Source organism: Yinghuangia seranimata, assembly GCF_029953285.1.
GTDB classification, from domain to species: Bacteria; Actinomycetota; Actinomycetes; order Streptomycetales; family Streptomycetaceae; genus Yinghuangia; species Yinghuangia seranimata.
In genome coordinates, this window is record NZ_JASAOI010000042.1 from 156,468 (window position 1) to 172,832 (window position 16,365).

A 16,365-nucleotide genomic window follows, 5' to 3' on the forward strand; every position below is an offset into this window, starting at 1 on the left:
CGTCAGACCACCGCCGTCCCCGAGTACCTCGTCGCCGTCCGCAGGTCGCGTTCGATCCTGGCCGCGGCCGCGCGCAGCGGCGGCAGGACGTCGGCCTCGGTCTCGGCGACGGTGCGGCGGCGTACGTGCATCGCCACGTTCACTGCGGCGATCACCTTCCCCTGCCGGTCCCGCACCGGGACGGCGATCGAGCGCAGGCCCACCTCGAGTTCGTCCTCGGCGAGCGCGAAACCGGCCTGGGCCGTCGCGGTCAGGAGGGCGTCCAGGTCGGCGGGTGCGGTGACGGTGTGCGGGGTGAGCGCGGGTAGTTCCACCCGGTCGAGGTAGGCGGCGCGGTCGGCGGCGGTCAGGCCGGCAAGGAGCACCCGGCCCATGGCCGTCGCGTACGCCGGGAGCCGGGTGCCGACGGTGATGTTCACGCTCATCACCCGCGCGACGGCCACCCGGCCGGCGTACTGGATGTCGTCCCCCGCGAGGATCGCGAGCGACGCCGAGTCGTGGACCCGCTCGGCGAGCGCCGCCAGGTGCGGGCGGGCGATCTGCGGCAGGGTCAGCCCCGACAAATGGCTGTAGCCCAGGTCGAGGACCTTCGGGGTGAGCCGGAACCGCTTGCCGTCGCCGGTGACGTAGCCGAGGTAGGTCAGGGTGATCAGCGCGCGGCGCGCGGTCGCGCGGGCCAGGCCGGAGGCGTCGGCCACGGCCGACAGCGGGAGCCCTTCGGCGGACCCGCCCAGCGCGGTGACGACCGCCAGGCCGCGGGCCAGCGACTCGACGAACTCGGGGCCGAGGTCGGACTTCGCGGCCAGGCGGGCGGCGGATCCGGCGGGGGCGTCCGGCGTGCCGTGGGTCGGCGGGGAGGCAGAGGTCTCGTCCGGCGACGCCTCGGATGGCCCGGCCAGTCCGGCCGCCATGCGGTCGGCCACCTCCCGCATGCGGGGAAGGACCGTCTCCCGCAGCGAGTCGACGGTCTGGCGGCTGGTGTGGCTGACCACGCTGAGCGCGCACGCGATGCCGCCCGCGGGGTCGGGGACCGGCAGTGCGATCGCCACGAGTCCGGGTTCGATCATCTGGTCGTCGACGCCCGTGCCGTCCCGGTGGGACGCCTCGACCCGGGCCCGGAAGACCCGCTCGTCCCCCGTCGCGGCGACGGCTCCGGGCGGCACGGCGGCGAACGCGGTTGCGTCCGGGTCGGCCGCGCGGCGATGCCGCCACGCGGCCCAGTCCTGCTCGTCCCATGCGGCGGCGAACAGCACGCCCGGCGCGCCGAGCTCGGCGGGCAGCCGGTCCCCGATGCGGAACGCGAGCGACATGGCGCGCCGCCGGGTGGCCTGGTGGACGAAGCGGGCGCCGTCGGCGTCCGGCACCGCGAGCGAGACGGACTCGTCCAGCTCGTCGGCCAGCGCGTCCGCGATCGGCCCGAGCGTGTCGGGCACGCGGCTGGCGGCGAGGTAGGCGTTGCCGAGCTCCATCAGGGCCGGCGTGAGGACGGCGTCGCCCTCGTACGGGCGGACGTAGCCCAGCCGCTCCAGCGTGCTCAGCACCCGGTCGACCGTGGACCGCGCGAGCCCGGTCACCCGCGCGAGCTCGGACACCCGCCGCCGGCCCCGCGAGGCGGCGAGCGCCTGGATCACCGCGATCCCGCGCATGAGGGGCGCTACGGCCTCCGGCGGCGGCTCGGACGAGGGCGTCTCCGCCGGCCCCGGTTCCGACGGTCGCGCCTGACCGGCGGGCCCGGGAGCGTTCCGCGCCTGGTCATGCGTCTCCGGCGCCTCCGCCGGGGCCGCGGGCTCGGCGCGTCGCGGCCCCGTCCGTGCCGGCGTGCCGGGGTCCGGGGCGCCGGTGGCCGCCGCCACGGGGTCCCGGTCGTCGCCTGACCGCTCCTTCTCGTCCACTGGGTGCTCCCACACAGTCTCGTCGTCCCGCCCGCCGAACCGTTGACACGGCCGACGGCCCCCGGCACACTCTGCGCGCTTGTTTGAACAATAGTTCACTGAGCGAACAGGGAAGGTGAGGGCATGTCCGAGATCCGGCCGCTGCGCGACGCGGTGGCGGAGCTGATCCACGACGGGGACACCGTCGCGATGGAAGGCTTCACGCACCTGATTCCGTTCGCCGCCGCGCACGAGATCATCAGGCAGCGCATCACCGACCTGACCCTGGTCCGCATGACGCCCGACGTCATCTACGACCAGCTCATCGGCGCCGGCCTGGTCCGCAAACTGGTGTTCTCGTGGGGCGGCAACCCGGGCGTCGGGTCGCTGCACCGGTTCCGGGACGCGGTCGAGAACGGCTGGCCGCGCCCGCTCGAGCTGGACGAGCACAGCCACGCCGGCATGGCGAACCGCTACGTCGCGGGTGCCTCCGGGCTGCCCTTCGCGGTGCTGCGCGGCTACCGCGGCACCGACCTCGGCGGCCGCACCTCCACCGTCTCGACCGTGACCTGCCCGTTCACGGGCGAGGAGCTGGCCGCGGTGGCGGCGGTCAACCCGGACGTCACCGTCATCCACGCCCAGCAGGCCGACCGCGCGGGCAACGTGCGGTTCTGGGGGCTGACCGGCGTCCAGAAGGAGGCCGCGCTGGCCGCGAAGCGAGTCCTGGTGACCGTCGAGGAGGTCGTGGACGCGTTCGAGCCCCGGCCCGGCGCGGTCGTGCTGGCGTCGTGGACGGTGGACGCGATCGCCGAGGTCCCCGGCGGCGCGCACCCCTCGTACGCGGCGGGCTACTCGGTCCGCGACAACGCCCACTACCAGGCCTGGGACGCCGTCGCGCGGGACCGCGACGCGTTCACCGCCTGGCTCGACCGCACGTTCCCCGCGCAGCGCGAAGGAGCCGTCCCGGCATGACCACCGCAGCCACCGCCCCCTCCGACCGCTCCGCCGCGCCCGCCTGGAGCAGCGACGAGCTCATGACCGTCAACGCCGCCCGGGCACTGGCCGCCGCGCGAACCTGCTTCGTCGGCATCGGCCTGCCGAGCACCGCGGCCAACCTGGCGCGCCGCACCGCCAACCCCGACCTGGTGCTGATCTACGAGTCGGGCGCGATCGGCGCCAAGCCGACGCGGCTGCCGCTGTCCATCGGCGACGGCGAACTCGCCGACACCGCCGACGCGGTGGTGTCCGTGCCCGAGATGTTCAACTACTGGCTCCAGGGCGGCCGGATCGACGTCGGGTTCCTCGGCGCGGCGCAGCTCGACCGCTTCGGCAACATCAACACCACGATCGTCGACCGCGGTCCCGACCGTCCGGAGGGCCGACTGCCGGGTGCGGGCGGCGCGCCCGAGATCGCCGCGAACTGCGGCGAGGTGCTCATCGTGCTGCGGCACTCGCCGCGCAACATGGTCGCCGCCCTGGACTTCCGCACCTCGGTCGGCCACGGCGACGGCGTCGGCGACCGCGCGCGGCTCGGCCTGCGCGGGCGCGGCCCGGTGGCGGTCATCACCGACCTCGGCGTGCTCCGCCCGTCCGCGACGACGAGCGAGCTCGAACTCACCGAACTCCACCCCGGTGTGACGGTGAATCAGGTGCGTGAGGCGACCGGCTGGCCACTCGCCGTGGCACCCGAGGTCGGCGTCACGGAGCCGCCGACCGCCGACGAGCTCACCGCCCTGCGCGCGCTCAAGGCCGCCTGATCCCCTCGTCCGCTCGACCATCCGAACTCCGGCTTCCAGAAAGGCTCGCGGTATGAACGACGTCTTCATCGTCGACGCGGTCCGCACCCCGTTCGGCAAGTACGGCGGCGCGCTGTCCGGCGTCCGCCCCGACGACCTGGCCGCGCACGTCGTCCGCGCGCTCCTCGACCGCGCCCCCGAGCTCGACCCGGCGCGCGTGGACGACGTGTTCTTCGGCGACGCGAACGGCGCGGGCGAGGACAACCGCAACGTCGCGCGCATGGCGGTGCTGCTGGCGGGACTTCCCACGTCGGTGCCCGGCACCACCGTCAACCGGCTGTGCGGCTCCGGCATGGAGGCTGTCATCCAGGCCGCGCGGGCGATCGCGGTCGGCGACGCGTCGATCGCGGTGGCCGGCGGCGTCGAGTCGATGTCGCGTGCGCCGTGGGTGCTGCCGAAGCCCGAACGCGGCTTCCCGGCCGGCCACCAGGAGCTGTACTCGACGACGCTGGGCTGGCGCATGGTCAACCCCGCGATGCCCAAGGAGTGGACGATCGGGCTCGGCGAGGGCGCCGAACTCGTCGCCGAGCGCACCTCCGTCTCCCGCGCGGACCAGGACGCCTTCGCCCTGGCCAGCCACGACAAGGCGGTGCGGGCCTGGAAGGACGGCCGGTTCGCGGCCGAGGTCGTCGACTACCCCGGCGTCGACCTGGCGCGCGACGAGGCCGTGCGCGAGGGCGGCAGCATGGAGGGACTGGCCCGGCTCAAGCCGGCGTTCCGGAAGGACGGCACGGTCACCGCGGGCAACTCGTCCCCGCTCACGGACGGCGCCTCGGCCCTGCTGCTGTGCGACGAGGCCGGGCTGCGCGAGCTGGGCCGCGAACCGCTGGCCCGCATCGGCGCCCGCGCGGTGACCGGCATCGAGCCGCACCTGTTCGGGCTGGGCCCCGTGGAGGCCGTGCGGCGCGCGGTCGCCAAGTCCGGGCGGGCCTGGGACGAGCTGGCGACCGTCGAACTCAACGAGGCGTTCGCCGCCCAGGTCCTCGGCTGCCTGCACGAACTCCCGGAGCTGAACCCGGACATCGTGAACCCGTACGGCGGAGCGATCGCCATCGGCCACCCGCTCGGTGCCTCCGGCGCCCGGCTCGTCGGCACGGTCGCACGGCAACTGGCCGACGCCGGCTCGGGCGTGGGCGTCGCGGCGCTGTGCATCGGCGTCGGGCAGGGCCTCGCGGTCGTGCTCGAACGCTGACCGCGGCGACGCAGGACGCACCAGACAGGAACAGCACAGGAGTCGGCGGAGGAGTGACGGCTGTGGGCGATCCCACGCAGGAACTGATATCGAAGGAGATCGCGGAGGCGCGCGACGGTTACGCCGCCGCGCGGGCCGGCGGCGCGCCCGAGGGCCACCACCCCGACCGCGGCTACCTCCCGTACCGCAGCAGCGCGTTGCGGCACCCGCACAACCCGCTGGAGCGGGTCGCGGACCCCGACGCGGTCGAACTGTCGGGCCCGGTGTTCGGCGTCACCGACGTCACCGACTGGGACGCGGACCTGACCGCGCAGCACGTCGGCGAGCCGCTCGGCGAGCGGATCACCGTGACCGGCCAGGTCCTGGACCGCGCCGGGCGCCCGGTGCGCGGCCAGCTCGTGGAGATCTGGCAGGCCAACGCGTCCGGCCGCTACGCCCACCAGCGCGACCGGCACCCCGCGCCGCTGGACCCGAACTTCACCGGCGCCGGGCGCTGCCTGACGGACGACGAGGGCCGCTACACCTTCACCACCGTCAAGCCCGGCGCCTACCCGTGGCGGAACCACGTCAACGCGTGGCGCCCGGCGCACATCCACTTCTCGCTGTTCGGCGCCGCGTTCACCCAGCGGCTCGTGACGCAGATGTACTTCCCCGGCGACCCGCTGTTCGCGTACGACCCGATCCTCCAGTCGGTGACGGACGACGCGGCCCGACAGCGGCTCGTGGCCGCATACGACCACGACCTGTCCGTACCGGAGTTCTCGCTCGGCTACCGCTGGGACATCGTGCTGGACGGGCCGACCGCCACCTGGATCGAGGAGGGCCGCGCATGACGCCGCCTCAGCAGACCTCCGGACAACCGCTGTTGCCGCCGACGCCGGCGCAGACCGTCGGCCCGTTCTACGGCTACGCGCTGCCGTTCCCCGGCGGGCCCGAAGCCGTGCCGCCGGGCCGCCCCGACGCGATCACCGTGCACGGCGTGGTCTACGACGGATCGGGCGCGCCGATCCCCGACGCCCTGCTGGAGTTCTGGCAGGCCGACCCCGACGGCACGCGCTCCGGCGCACCGGGCTCGCTGCGCCGCGACCCGGTGACCGGCGGGTTCCTCGGGCGGCACCCGCACGTGTTCACCGGGTTCACCCGGGTCGCGACCGACGCCGACGGCGGGTACGCGGTGCACACGCTCGCACCGCCCTCGTCGGCGCCGTACCTCGCGGTGGCGGTGTTCGCGCGAGGGCTGCTGCACCACCTGTACACGCGGGCGTACCTGCCGGTCGACGGCGCAGCGGACGACGCGCTGCTGGGCCGGCTCGCACCGGAGCGCCGCGCGACGCTGCTCGCCGTGCCGGGGCCCGACCGGACGTACCGGTTCGACGTGCGACTGCAGGGGGAGAACGAGACGGTGTTTCTTGAGCACGCGTGAACCCTCGGCCGACGTCGGCCTGCTGACGCCGGGTCACGCCGGCTCGGCGGCCGAGGCGGCGACCGGTGACGCGGCGTTCCTCCAGGCGATGCTGGACGCCGAGGCGGCCCTGACCCGCGCGCAGGCCCGCCTCGGCGTCGCCCCGCCGGAGGCCGCGGAGGCGGTCGACGCGGCGGCGCGGGCCGACCGGTTCGACGTCCGCGACCTGGCCCTGCGCGCCCGCGCGGGCGGCAACCCGGTGATCCCCCTGGTCGCCGACCTGACCGCACTGGCCGGCAAGTCCGCCGCCCCGTACGTGCACCGAGGCGCGACCAGCCAGGACGTGCTCGACACAGCGATGATGCTGGTCGCGACCCGCACGCTCGGCCCAGTGCTCGACGACCTGACGGCCGCCGCCGAGGCAGCAGGACGCCTGGCGGCCGAACACCGGGGCACAGTGCAGGCCGCCCGCACCCTGACCCAGCAGGCGGTCCCGACGACCTTCGGCCTCAAGGCCGCCGGATGGCAGCTCCTGCTGACGGATGCGGCGGAGCGCCTGACCCGGGTCCGCGACGGGCTTCCCGCGCAACTGGGCGGCGCAGCAGGAACATTGGCGGCCTTCGAGGCCGATGCGGCATGGCCCGCGACAGACCGGGAGCAGACCGGCCACGCGAGCCTGCTCGCCGCGACGACCGCCACCGAATGGGACGGCCCAACGCGCCCCACTGCCGACCAGGAATCCGTTGTTGGGGAGGACGCGGGCGAAGGCACCGACGGAGCGCTGCGCGAGCACACCGCACTCCCGCAGGAATCCAGCACCTCCGACGCAACGCGCTCGCTCCGCCTGGTAGCCCAATACGCCAGCGAACTCGGGCTCGCGGAACCGCTGCTGCCGTGGCACGTGCTGCGTACCCCGGTCGCGGACCTTGCCGGCGCACTCGCCTTCGCCTCCGGTGCGCTCGGCAAGGTCGCCGCCGACGTGCTGGTCATGGGCCGCACCGAGATCGGCGAGCTGGCCGAGGGCACCGGCGGGGGCTCGTCGGCCATGCCGCACAAGGCCAACCCGGTCCGGGCCACGCTGATCGCGGCGGCCGCCCGGCAGGTCCCAGCGCTCGCGTCGGTGCTGTACGCGTCGATGGCCGCCGAGGACGAACGCCCGGCCGGGGCCTGGCACGCCGAATGGCCGTCGCTCCGGAGCGCACTGCGCCTCGTCGGCGGCGCCGCCCGCGACGCCGCCGAACTCCTCGCGGACCTGCGCGTCGACACCGACCGCATGCGCGCGAACCTGGCGGCCAACGGCGGCCTGCTCGCCGCCGAACAGGCAGCAGTCCGCCTGGAGCCGCTCCTGGGCCGCGGCGAGGCCCGCCGCCTCGTCGAACGCGTCGCGACGAGCGTCGGAACAGGCACCGAGCCGACCTTCGAGGCCGCCCTACGCGCCGAACTCGCGTCGTTGGACATACCCAGCACGGACCACTCAGCCGCGCAGCCGCCTACGCCCCCGGCCGAGCAGCCCAGCCAGGCGACCGATCCGGCCGCCGCCGCACCGCACTCCGGCGAGCCGCAGCGCACCGAACCGAACACCACGTCGTCGACCGCGCCGAGCAACGCCGCCCGGTCCCTCGCGGCCTCGGCCGACGCGCAGCAGCCCGCCCAAGAGTCCGGTCCGGCAGCCGACGCAGCGCACTCCGGCGAGCCGCAAAACACCGAACCGAACACCGCGTCGTCGACCGCGCCGCGGAACACGCCCGCCACCGGCGAAGCGCCCTCCTCGACCGCGCCGCAGCGCACTCCCGCCACCGGCGAAGCGCCATCAGGCGCCGAGCCGGTCGGCGGACGCCGACCCGCATCGTCCGACCTCTCGGCCCTCACCGACCCCGCCCGCCATCTCGGTGCCGCGTTCGCTCTCGTCGACCGTGTGCTCCTCGCCCGGAAAGCCCGCTGACCGCCATGCTCAACCACCGCATCGACGGCCCGGCCGACGCGCCCGTCCTCCTGCTCGGACCGTCGCTCGGCACGTCGCTCCGCGTCTGGGACCGTCAGATCCCCGCGCTGTCCCGCGCGTACCGGGTCGTCCGCTGGGACCTGCCCGGGCACGGCGGCGACGACCGACAACACCAGCCGTCCACGGTCGCCGAGTTGTCCGCTCTGGTGCTCGAACTCGCCGACGCCCTCGGCGTCGCGAGCTTCGCCTACGCCGGGATCTCGCTCGGCGGCGCGGTCGGTGCGTGGCTCGGCGCGTACCACCCGGAGCGCGTCACGTCGCTCGCGCTGGTCTGCACGTCCGCGCACTTCGGCGGTCCGACACCCTGGCAGGAGCGGGCCGCGCTCGTCCGCGAGCAGGGCACCGGGCCGGTCGCCGCGACCGCCGCCGGCCGTTGGTTCACGCCTGGCGCCCGGGACTCGGCCGCCGCCGACGCGCTCGTCGAGGACTTCCGCGCCGCGGACGCCGAGGCCTACGCCGCACTCTGCGACGCCATCGCCGCCTACGACGTCCGCGCCGAACTCCCCCGCATCACCGCCCCGACCCTGGTCGTCGCCGGACGCGACGACCCGGCCACGCCCCCCGCCCACGCCCGCGAGCTCGCGGACGCGATCCCCGGCGCGGATCTCCTCGAGGTGTCGGGAGCCGCGCACCTGGCCAACGTCGAGCGCCCGGAGCCCGTCACCGCCGCCCTCGCCCGGCACTTCGGCGCGTCGGCCCCCGACGCGGACCGCCACGGCGCCGGCATGACGGTGCGTCGGGCCGTCCTCGGCGACGCCCACGTCGACCGCGCGATCGCCCGCACAACCGCCTTCACCGCCGACTTCCAGGACTTCATCACCCGCTACGCGTGGGGCGAGATCTGGACCCGCCCCGGCCTGGACCGGCGTACGCGCAGCTGCGTCACGCTGACCGCCCTGGTCGCGGGCGGTCACCTCGAAGAGCTGGCGATGCACGTACGCGCCGCACTGCGCAACGGCCTGACGCCTGACGAGATCGGCGAGGTGCTGCTGCAGTCCGGCGTCTACTGCGGAGTCCCCGCCGCGAACGCCGCCTTCGCCGTAGCCGCGCCGATCATCGCCGAGCACCTCGAATGCACCACCTCCGTCGCAGACTCCCAGGAAGAGACCCGCCGATGACCGCCCCCTCGCACACCACCGTCGGCATCGTCGGTGCCGGCCCCGCCGGCCTGCTGCTCGCGCGCCTGCTGCACAACGCCGGCGTCAACTGCGTCGTGCTGGAGAGCCGCGACCGCGCCTACGTCGAACAGCGGCAGCGGGCCGGGATCCTGGAGCAGTCCACCGTCGACGTGCTGCGCGCGTCGGGCGCGGGTGAGCGCCTGGACCGCGAGGGCATCCCGCACGAGGGCATCGAACTGCGGTTCGACCGCCGCTCGTTCCGGGTCGACTTCCCCGCGCTGACCGGCGGCCGCCGGGTGTGGGTGTACGCGCAGACCGAGGTCGTCAAGGACCTGATCGCGCTTCAGCTCGCCGACGGCGCACCGCTGTTCTTCGACACCGAGGTGCTGGCGGTCGAGGGCCCGGACACCGACTCCCCGGTCATCCGCTACCGCCGCGACGGCGTCGAGCGGACCCTGACCTGCGGCTACGTGGTGGGCTGCGACGGCTTCCACGGCGTGACCCGCCGGGCGATCCCCGAGGGCGTACTGCGCACGTACGAGCGCACCTACCCGTACTCGTGGCTGGGCATCCTGGCCGACGTCGCGCCGTCGTGCGACGAACTCATCTACGCCCACTCGCCGCGCGGCTTCGCCCTGCACAGCATGCGCTCCGAGACGGTCAGCCGCCTCTACCTCCAGGTGCCGAACGGCGAGGACCCGCAGGACTGGTCGGACGAGCGCATATGGGACGAGCTGGACGCCCGGTTCGCGGTCGACGGCGACTGGCGGCTCGCGCGCGGCCCGATCACCTCGAAGGCGGTCCTGCCGATGCGCAGCCACGTCACCGAGCCGATGCGCTTCGGCCGGGTGTTCCTGGCCGGCGACGCCGCGCACATCGTCCCGCCGACCGGCGCGAAGGGCCTCAACCTCGCGGCCGCCGACGTCGTCGTGCTGGCCCGGGCGTTCACCCACCTCAAGGAGAGCGGCAAGACCGACCTGCTGGAGGCCTATTCGGACACGTGCCTCAAGCGCGTGTGGCGGGCCGAGCACTTCTCGTACTTCATGACGACGACGCTGCACACCGACCCGGAGCAGTCGCCCTTCACCACCCGTCTCCAGCTCTCGCAGCTGGACCGCATCGCGACGTCGCCGCACGCCGCCGCGGAAGTCGCGGAGAACTACGCCGGTCTGACGATCGGTTAGGCGGGGCCGCCCGGCAGGGGGCCGAAAGGACGAACGCTAGTCGGATTGTCGGCGGATACCACCGGTCGCCGCCGTCCGCACCGCCGCAAAAGGCGCGTGACATCCTGACAGTTCCCCTGCTGGACGGAGTCCCCACGATGCCGCCTGCCCCGGCGAAGACCGTCAAGACCGAGGCCTACCTGCGCTGGGAACGGGCGACCACGCCCGCGCTGACCGCGCTCGCGCTCATCTCGCTCACCACGTTCGTGCTCGGCGAGGCGATGCGGGCGCGGGGCAGCGCGATACTGCTGGTCGAGTACGCCGTCTGGGCGGTCTTCGCCGTGGATTTCCTGGTCCGGCTCCGCCTCAGCGGCAACCGGTGGACGTTCATTCGGACGCATCCGCTGGACCTGGCCGCCGTCGCCCTGCCCGCCATGCGCCTCATGCGGCTCATCTCGGTGATCGGCAGAGTGGGCGTCGTCGCCCGGCGCGGCCGGGCCGAGCGGCTCCTGGTCAGCACACTCGCGATCGTGCTGACCATCCTCGTGGCGGGCGCGGCGGCCGTGGTGGCGCCCGAGCGGAACGACCCGAGGGCCAACATCACCGACTTCCCTGACGCGTTGTGGTGGGCGATCAGCACGGTGACGACGGTCGGCTACGGCGACCTCCACCCGGTCACGCCGGAGGGGCGGCTGGTGGGCGCGATCCTGATGGTGGTCGGGATCGGGATGATGGGTGTGGTGACGGCGACCATCGCGACGCGGATCATCCTGCCGGAGCAACAGGCCGAGGAGCGCGCCGAGATGGCCGACCTCGACGCCCGACTGGAAGCCCGACTGGACGCGATCGACCGGCGGTTGGACGCGATCCTCGACCGCCTCGACGACACGGCCCCGGACCGCAAGCGTCCCGCGCGCGCCCTCGGCGCCGAGGGCGAATCGTCTCATGACAACACTCACGGCATGAACGAAGCAAACCTTCACGAGGCGCGCAACTCAGCCTGATACACGGCGATTTAGCCGAGCCACAACCCAAGTTGCCAATGTGGCGCAAGGATCTGGCGCGCCCATCGCGCGCCCTGGCGCACCATCGCGCGCCGCTCCCGCCGTTCTCCGCCGTCCGATTGTCTGCATGACGGGCCGCCGCCGACTGGTCGGGTCGGCGTGCGCCCTCGATCCCACCCCCTCGCAGCCCCATCCCCCAGCGGCGCACGCGCGCCGCACCCACCGAAGGGCGGGCACGATGACGATCGAAGCGACGCCGACCGAGGCCAACGGACGGGCGCAACTCAGCCTGAGCACCGCGGCGGCGCGCAACCTCGCGACCACCACCAAGTCCGAACCCCAGATGCAGGGCATCAGTTCACGGTGGCTGATCCGCATGCTGCCGTGGGTACAGGTGTCCGGCGGCACCTACCGCGTCAACCGCAGGCTCACCTACGCGGCCGGCCGCGGCCGGGTGAGCTTCGTCAAGACCGGCGCCGAGGTGCGCGTCGTGCCGCCGTCGCTCACCGAAGTCCCGGCGCTGCGTGGCTTCGACGACATCGGTGTGCTCGACGCCCTCGCCGGCCGCTTCGTCCAACGCGAGTTCACGCCGGGCGACGTGATCGTCGAGGCGGGGCAGCCGATCGACGAGGTCTTCCTCATCGCGTACGGCAAGGTGAACACGATGGGCACCGGCAAGTACGGCGAGGACGCGGTGCTCGGCGTCCTGGCCGACGGAGACCACCTGGGCGACGAGGCTCTCCTGGAGGCGGACGCGACCTGGCCGCACACGGTCAAGGCCGCCACGTCCGGCACGCTGCTCGCCCTGCCCTGGCCGGCGTTCCAGGACCTGGTCAGCCACTCGGACGCGCTGCGCGACCAGGTGCTCCAGTACCTCGCCACGGCGGACCGCCCGGTCAACAGGAAGGGCGAGGCGGAGATCGACCTGGCCGCCGGCCACGAGGGCGAGACGGATCTGCCGGGCACCTTCGTAGACTACGAACTCGCGCCGCGCGAGTACCAGTTGAGCGTCGCCCAGACCGTTCTGCGGGTGCACAGCCGGGTCGCCGACCTGTTCAACGAGCCGATGGACCAGATCGAGCAGCAACTCCGACTCACGATCCACGCGCTGCGCGAGCGGCAGGAGTTCGAGCTCGTCAACAACCGCGAGTTCGGACTGCTGCACAACGTCGACCCCGGGCAGCGCATCCACACCCACCACGGCCCGCCGACCCCGGACGACCTCGACGAGCTGCTCAGCATGCGACGCGGCACCCGCCTGCTGCTCGCCCACCCGAAGGCCGTCGCCGCGTTCGGGCGCGAGTGCAACAGCCGCGGCCTGTACCCGGACAGCGCCGAGGTCGACGGCCACAAGGTGCCCGCGTGGCGCGGCGTGCCGATCTTCCCGTGCGGCAAGATCCCGGTCACCGACGGCCACACCTCCTCGATCCTCGCGATGCGGCTCGGCGAGGACGACCAGGGCGTGATCGGGCTGCACCAGACCGGCATCCCCGACGAGTACGAGCCGAGCCTGAACGTCAGGTTCATGGGCGTCAACGACAAGGCCGTGATCTCGTACCTGGTCAGCGCCTACTTCTCGGCCGCCGTGATGGTGCCGGACGCGCTGGGCGTGCTGGACAACGTCGAGGTGTCCCGCCCACGCGCCTAGCGCGACGCGCTCACCCCCATCGCCCCCCCCTGACACCGCCACCACGACGGAGGAGTCCCGGTGTCCGTACTCTCCCGTGTGTCCGCGCCCCGGGCGGGACACGAACTCGCAGACTACGTAGCGGCCTTGCTCGCCGCACCGCCCTCGGGACCGACGTCGGCGCCCGGCGGCACCCGGCCGGGCCGAACAAGGCTGCCGGGCCCCACCGGCCTCGGCACCGCAGCGGCGAGGATCCGCCCGGACCGAGAGCCCTCGACCGCGACACTCACCCCGCCCGCACCCACACCCACACCCACACCCACAGCCGGCCACACCACAAACGGCCGCCGCGACCGACAAGGCGCCCCAGCCCTTTACTGCCCACCCGCGCTACGCGACGACCCGGTACTCGCCGAAGCCGTCAACGAGCGCCTGATCGCCTGGGCCGACGAGGTCGGTATCTACCCCGGCCGCCTGGAAAGCGTCCGGGCCGCGAACTTCGGTCGGCTCGTCATGCTCACCCACCCCGAATCCGACGACCCGGACCGCCTGTTGGCCGCCGCCAAGTGCGCACTCGCCGAATGGGCCAGCGACGACCACTACTGCGACGACGAAAGCGCAGGCGCCGACCCGGCCCTGCTCGGCGCACGCCTAGGCGTAGCGACCGCAGTAGTCGACCCGGCGCAACTCCCCCGTGAATACACCCCGCAGTTCGAACAGGCGGTAGGCGCCGACCCGGTCCTCAAAGCGCTGCGCTCGGCCCTCGACCACCTGGGACGCTACGCCGACCCGACCCAGGTCAACCGCCTCCGCCACGAGATCTCCCAGCTCTTCGGCGGGTACCTCGCCGAGGGCTCGTGGCGGACCAGCGGCCACCGCCCGCCCGTGTGGGAGTACCTGGCGGCCCGGCAGATCAACAGCTTCCTGCCGTGCATGACGCTCGTCGACGTCGTCGGAGGGTACGAACTCCCGCCCGCCGAATACGCCGACCCAGCTGTGCGACGCGCCGTCAAACTCGCCGCCACCGCCGCCACCCTCGTCAACGACCTGTACTCGATGGCCCGCGAGGACGCCGGTCCGTCCGTCGGCTACAACCTGCCCGCGCTGATCGCCGCCGAGGAGAACTGCTCCCTGCAGGCCGCGGTCGAGAAGGCCGCCCGCATCCACGACGAACTCGTCCACACCTTCGAGGCCGAGGCCGCCGCACTCGCGCTGACGGGCTCCCCCGCACTGCGCCGCTACCTGGCCGGCATCTGGGCATGGCTCGGCGGCAACCGCGAATGGCACAGAAGCACCGAACGCTACCAGTAAGGAGCTTCACCAATCCGCACCGAAACCGTACCAACGCCCCCAACGCGCGCCGATCCGAAGGAACCGCCCCGCGTGTCGATCTCGGAGTACCCGGGAGGGCAGCTTCCACTACCTGCTGATCGCCGCAGACCGCGTCTGAAAGGGCGTCAGCGGGTGGCGGTGTGCCGGGCGAACACCACCACATTCGCCGTGTAGCCCGAACCGCGGTGGAACGAACCGCCGCACGTGATCAGACGCAGCTCGGCCCGGTCGCGGTCGCCGTACACCCGCTCCGCCGGGAAGTCGTCCCGGTCGAGCACCTCGACCTTGTAGACCCGGAACTCGGCGGTACGCCCGTCGGCGCGGTCGATCCGGATCGTCTGGCCCCGGGTGATCGACCCGAGGCCGTAGAACACCGAGGGGCCGCGCTCGTCGTCGACATGCCCCACCACGACCGCGGTGCCGACCTGGCCGGGCGTGACCGCCTCGCGGTCCCACCCGGCCAGGTTCGTCTTTCCGGCGGGCGGGACCTCCAACTCCCCCGAGTCCGACACGCCGAGGGACATCAGCGGAGCGTTCACGCCGAGCGAGGGGATCTCCACCCGGGTGGGCACCGCACGCGCCAGCGGCGCGGGCTTGGGCCAGCCGTCCGCTATGTCGATCTCGGAGCCCGCGGCCGGCTGCGGCGGAAGTTGACCGCTGTGCACACCGGTCCAGAGCAACGCCGCACCGGCCGCGAACACCGCCGTCTTCCAGCCGAGGCCGAAGATGCCCACGCTCGCGGTCAGGCCCGCCCGGAGGCGCCGCGCCGTCGCAGGCTGAACAGACCCGCGCCGACAGCGGCCGCAGTAAGGGCGCCGCCGACGGCGATCTGCGTGCTGTTCATCCCGGCGACCGAACCGCCCAGCCCGGTGTGCGGCGCCGACGTCACGGGCTTACCGGACACCACCACGGTCGTCGTCGCCGTCACCGGCTTGCTGGCCGGCGGACCGGACGAGCAGTTCGCGGTGATGGTGTACGACCCGGCGGTCGTCGTCGACGCCACGACAAGCGTGCCGGCGAACGTGTTGCCGGTCGCCACGCCGAAGGTCACCTCGCCCGCGGGGGACGTGCCGTCGGCGACAACGTGCACTCCGTCCGGGCAGGTCAGCGCGAGCTTGACCACCTCGCCGGCGACAACGCTGCCGGGCGTCGCCTGCACAATCGGAACACTCGGCCCGGCCGCGAACGCAGTCGGCGCGGAAAGGACAACCAGGGCACCCGCGGCGACAAGGCCACCGGCGATGCGGGCTGCGGACACGATGGACCTCCGTCAAGCGGCAGGAGCCGGGGACAACACCCCTGCGGAGCACGGACCACCCGTCGCTCCATACACCAGACAAACCCCGCCCCCACGCACCCGCGCGCCGAACACCCGGGCGCCGCATCACCCGACGAGCCCAGTCGCGCGTACGCGTCACCCCGTCGCCGCAGGTGACAGCGATGCGAACGCCCTTACGAGCAACACGCAGCGCAAAAGAAACTCCACCCGTACAGCCCCACCCGACCGGGTGGCGGCGGGTCTAAAGGGAGAGTGGAGCGCGGTGACGCAAGTGTGACGCGGAGACCCCCCAATGAGGGAGTTCTGGTGATTCGCATACGTGACGACACAGTGAGGTGGGGGTCCGAGGTCGCGCGCCCCACGCTGGAACGAACCCCGGCGGCGCAAGAAAACCCCGCAAGAAAACCCGCACCGCACCCACAGAACGACCGCAGCCCGGCAGCGCAACGAACCCCAGCAACAAAACCCGCCCGGAACCCCAAGCGAAACCGCAGCCCGGCAGGGAAACCAAAACAAGCGCGTCCACACCCCGCGCCCCTCCCGCCAGGTGCGAGGTGGTTCAGCGCGGACGGCCCGCGG

14 protein-coding genes are annotated in these 16,365 nt (G+C 73.4%); 11 read left to right on the forward strand and 3 right to left on the reverse strand.

The features are described 5' to 3' along the window. Positions 1 to 2 precede the first annotated feature (2 nt). Complete coding sequence (locus QI554_RS26390) at positions 3 to 1,646, reverse strand: IclR family transcriptional regulator domain-containing protein (RefSeq protein ID WP_281472968.1); 1,644 nt, start codon at positions 1,644 to 1,646, stop codon at positions 3 to 5. 369 nt (positions 1,647 to 2,015) lie between these two features. Between QI554_RS26390 and QI554_RS26395 the strand changes: the two genes are divergently transcribed. The 11 genes from QI554_RS26395 (at position 2,016) to QI554_RS26445 (ending at position 14,486) form a co-directional block, all read left to right on the forward strand. Continuing rightward, on the forward strand, positions 2,016 to 2,843 hold the full coding sequence (locus QI554_RS26395; RefSeq protein ID WP_281472970.1) for a CoA transferase subunit A: 828 nt from the start codon (positions 2,016 to 2,018) through the stop codon (positions 2,841 to 2,843). Beyond that, a complete protein-coding gene (locus tag QI554_RS26400) occupies positions 2,840 to 3,628 on the forward strand; it encodes a CoA-transferase subunit beta (RefSeq protein ID WP_281472972.1) in 789 nt (262 codons plus the stop codon). Before QI554_RS26395 ends, QI554_RS26400 begins: the two co-directional genes overlap by 4 nt. A gap of 52 nt (positions 3,629 to 3,680) precedes the next feature. After that, positions 3,681 to 4,859, forward strand: coding sequence for a thiolase family protein (locus tag QI554_RS26405; RefSeq protein ID WP_281472974.1), 1,179 nt, complete (start codon positions 3,681 to 3,683; stop codon positions 4,857 to 4,859). A gap of 62 nt (positions 4,860 to 4,921) precedes the next feature. Beyond that, positions 4,922 to 5,692 carry a protocatechuate 3,4-dioxygenase subunit beta gene (gene pcaH, locus QI554_RS26410; RefSeq protein ID WP_281472976.1) on the forward strand — a complete coding sequence of 257 codons (771 nt, stop codon included), beginning with the start codon at positions 4,922 to 4,924 and terminating at the stop codon, positions 5,690 to 5,692. Further along, positions 5,689 to 6,282 (forward strand): protocatechuate 3,4-dioxygenase subunit alpha, encoded by a 594-nt coding sequence (pcaG, locus tag QI554_RS26415; RefSeq protein WP_281472978.1) that lies wholly within the window; start codon positions 5,689 to 5,691, stop codon positions 6,280 to 6,282. The genes pcaH and pcaG overlap by 4 nt, the downstream gene beginning before the upstream one ends. Before the next feature lie 88 nt (positions 6,283 to 6,370). Continuing rightward, entirely contained in the window at positions 6,371 to 8,203 is a 1,833-nt protein-coding gene (locus QI554_RS26420) for a lyase family protein (protein ID WP_425528057.1), read from the forward strand. 5 nt (positions 8,204 to 8,208) lie between these two features. After that, positions 8,209 to 9,381: a bifunctional 3-oxoadipate enol-lactonase/4-carboxymuconolactone decarboxylase PcaDC gene (gene pcaDC, locus QI554_RS26425; RefSeq protein ID WP_281472982.1), complete on the forward strand. Its 1,173-nt coding sequence runs from the start codon at positions 8,209 to 8,211 to the stop codon at positions 9,379 to 9,381. After that, positions 9,378 to 10,565, forward strand: coding sequence for a 4-hydroxybenzoate 3-monooxygenase (locus QI554_RS26430; protein ID WP_281472985.1), 1,188 nt, complete (start codon positions 9,378 to 9,380; stop codon positions 10,563 to 10,565). The genes pcaDC and QI554_RS26430 overlap by 4 nt, the downstream gene beginning before the upstream one ends. A gap of 137 nt (positions 10,566 to 10,702) precedes the next feature. Further along, positions 10,703 to 11,548, forward strand: coding sequence for a potassium channel family protein (locus tag QI554_RS26435; RefSeq protein ID WP_281472987.1), 846 nt, complete (start codon positions 10,703 to 10,705; stop codon positions 11,546 to 11,548). Positions 11,549 to 11,786: 238 nt separating this feature from the next. Beyond that, positions 11,787 to 13,196: a family 2B encapsulin nanocompartment shell protein gene (locus QI554_RS26440; protein WP_281472989.1), complete on the forward strand. Its 1,410-nt coding sequence runs from the start codon at positions 11,787 to 11,789 to the stop codon at positions 13,194 to 13,196. 60 nt (positions 13,197 to 13,256) lie between these two features. Then, the gene (locus QI554_RS26445) at positions 13,257 to 14,486 is read left to right on the forward strand and encodes a family 2 encapsulin nanocompartment cargo protein terpene cyclase (RefSeq protein WP_281472990.1); all 1,230 of its coding nucleotides are present in this window, start codon (positions 13,257 to 13,259) and stop codon (positions 14,484 to 14,486) included. 146 nt (positions 14,487 to 14,632) lie between these two features. On the opposite strand, the gene QI554_RS26450 is transcribed toward QI554_RS26445, so the two are convergent. Together QI554_RS26450 and QI554_RS26455 are read right to left on the reverse strand one after the other, a co-directional pair. Further along, entirely contained in the window at positions 14,633 to 15,241 is a 609-nt protein-coding gene (locus QI554_RS26450) for a class F sortase (RefSeq protein ID WP_281472991.1), read from the reverse strand. 8 nt (positions 15,242 to 15,249) lie between these two features. Beyond that, a complete protein-coding gene (locus QI554_RS26455) occupies positions 15,250 to 15,666 on the reverse strand; it encodes a hypothetical protein (RefSeq protein ID WP_281472993.1) in 417 nt (138 codons plus the stop codon). Between the last annotated feature and the right edge of the window lie 699 nt (positions 15,667 to 16,365).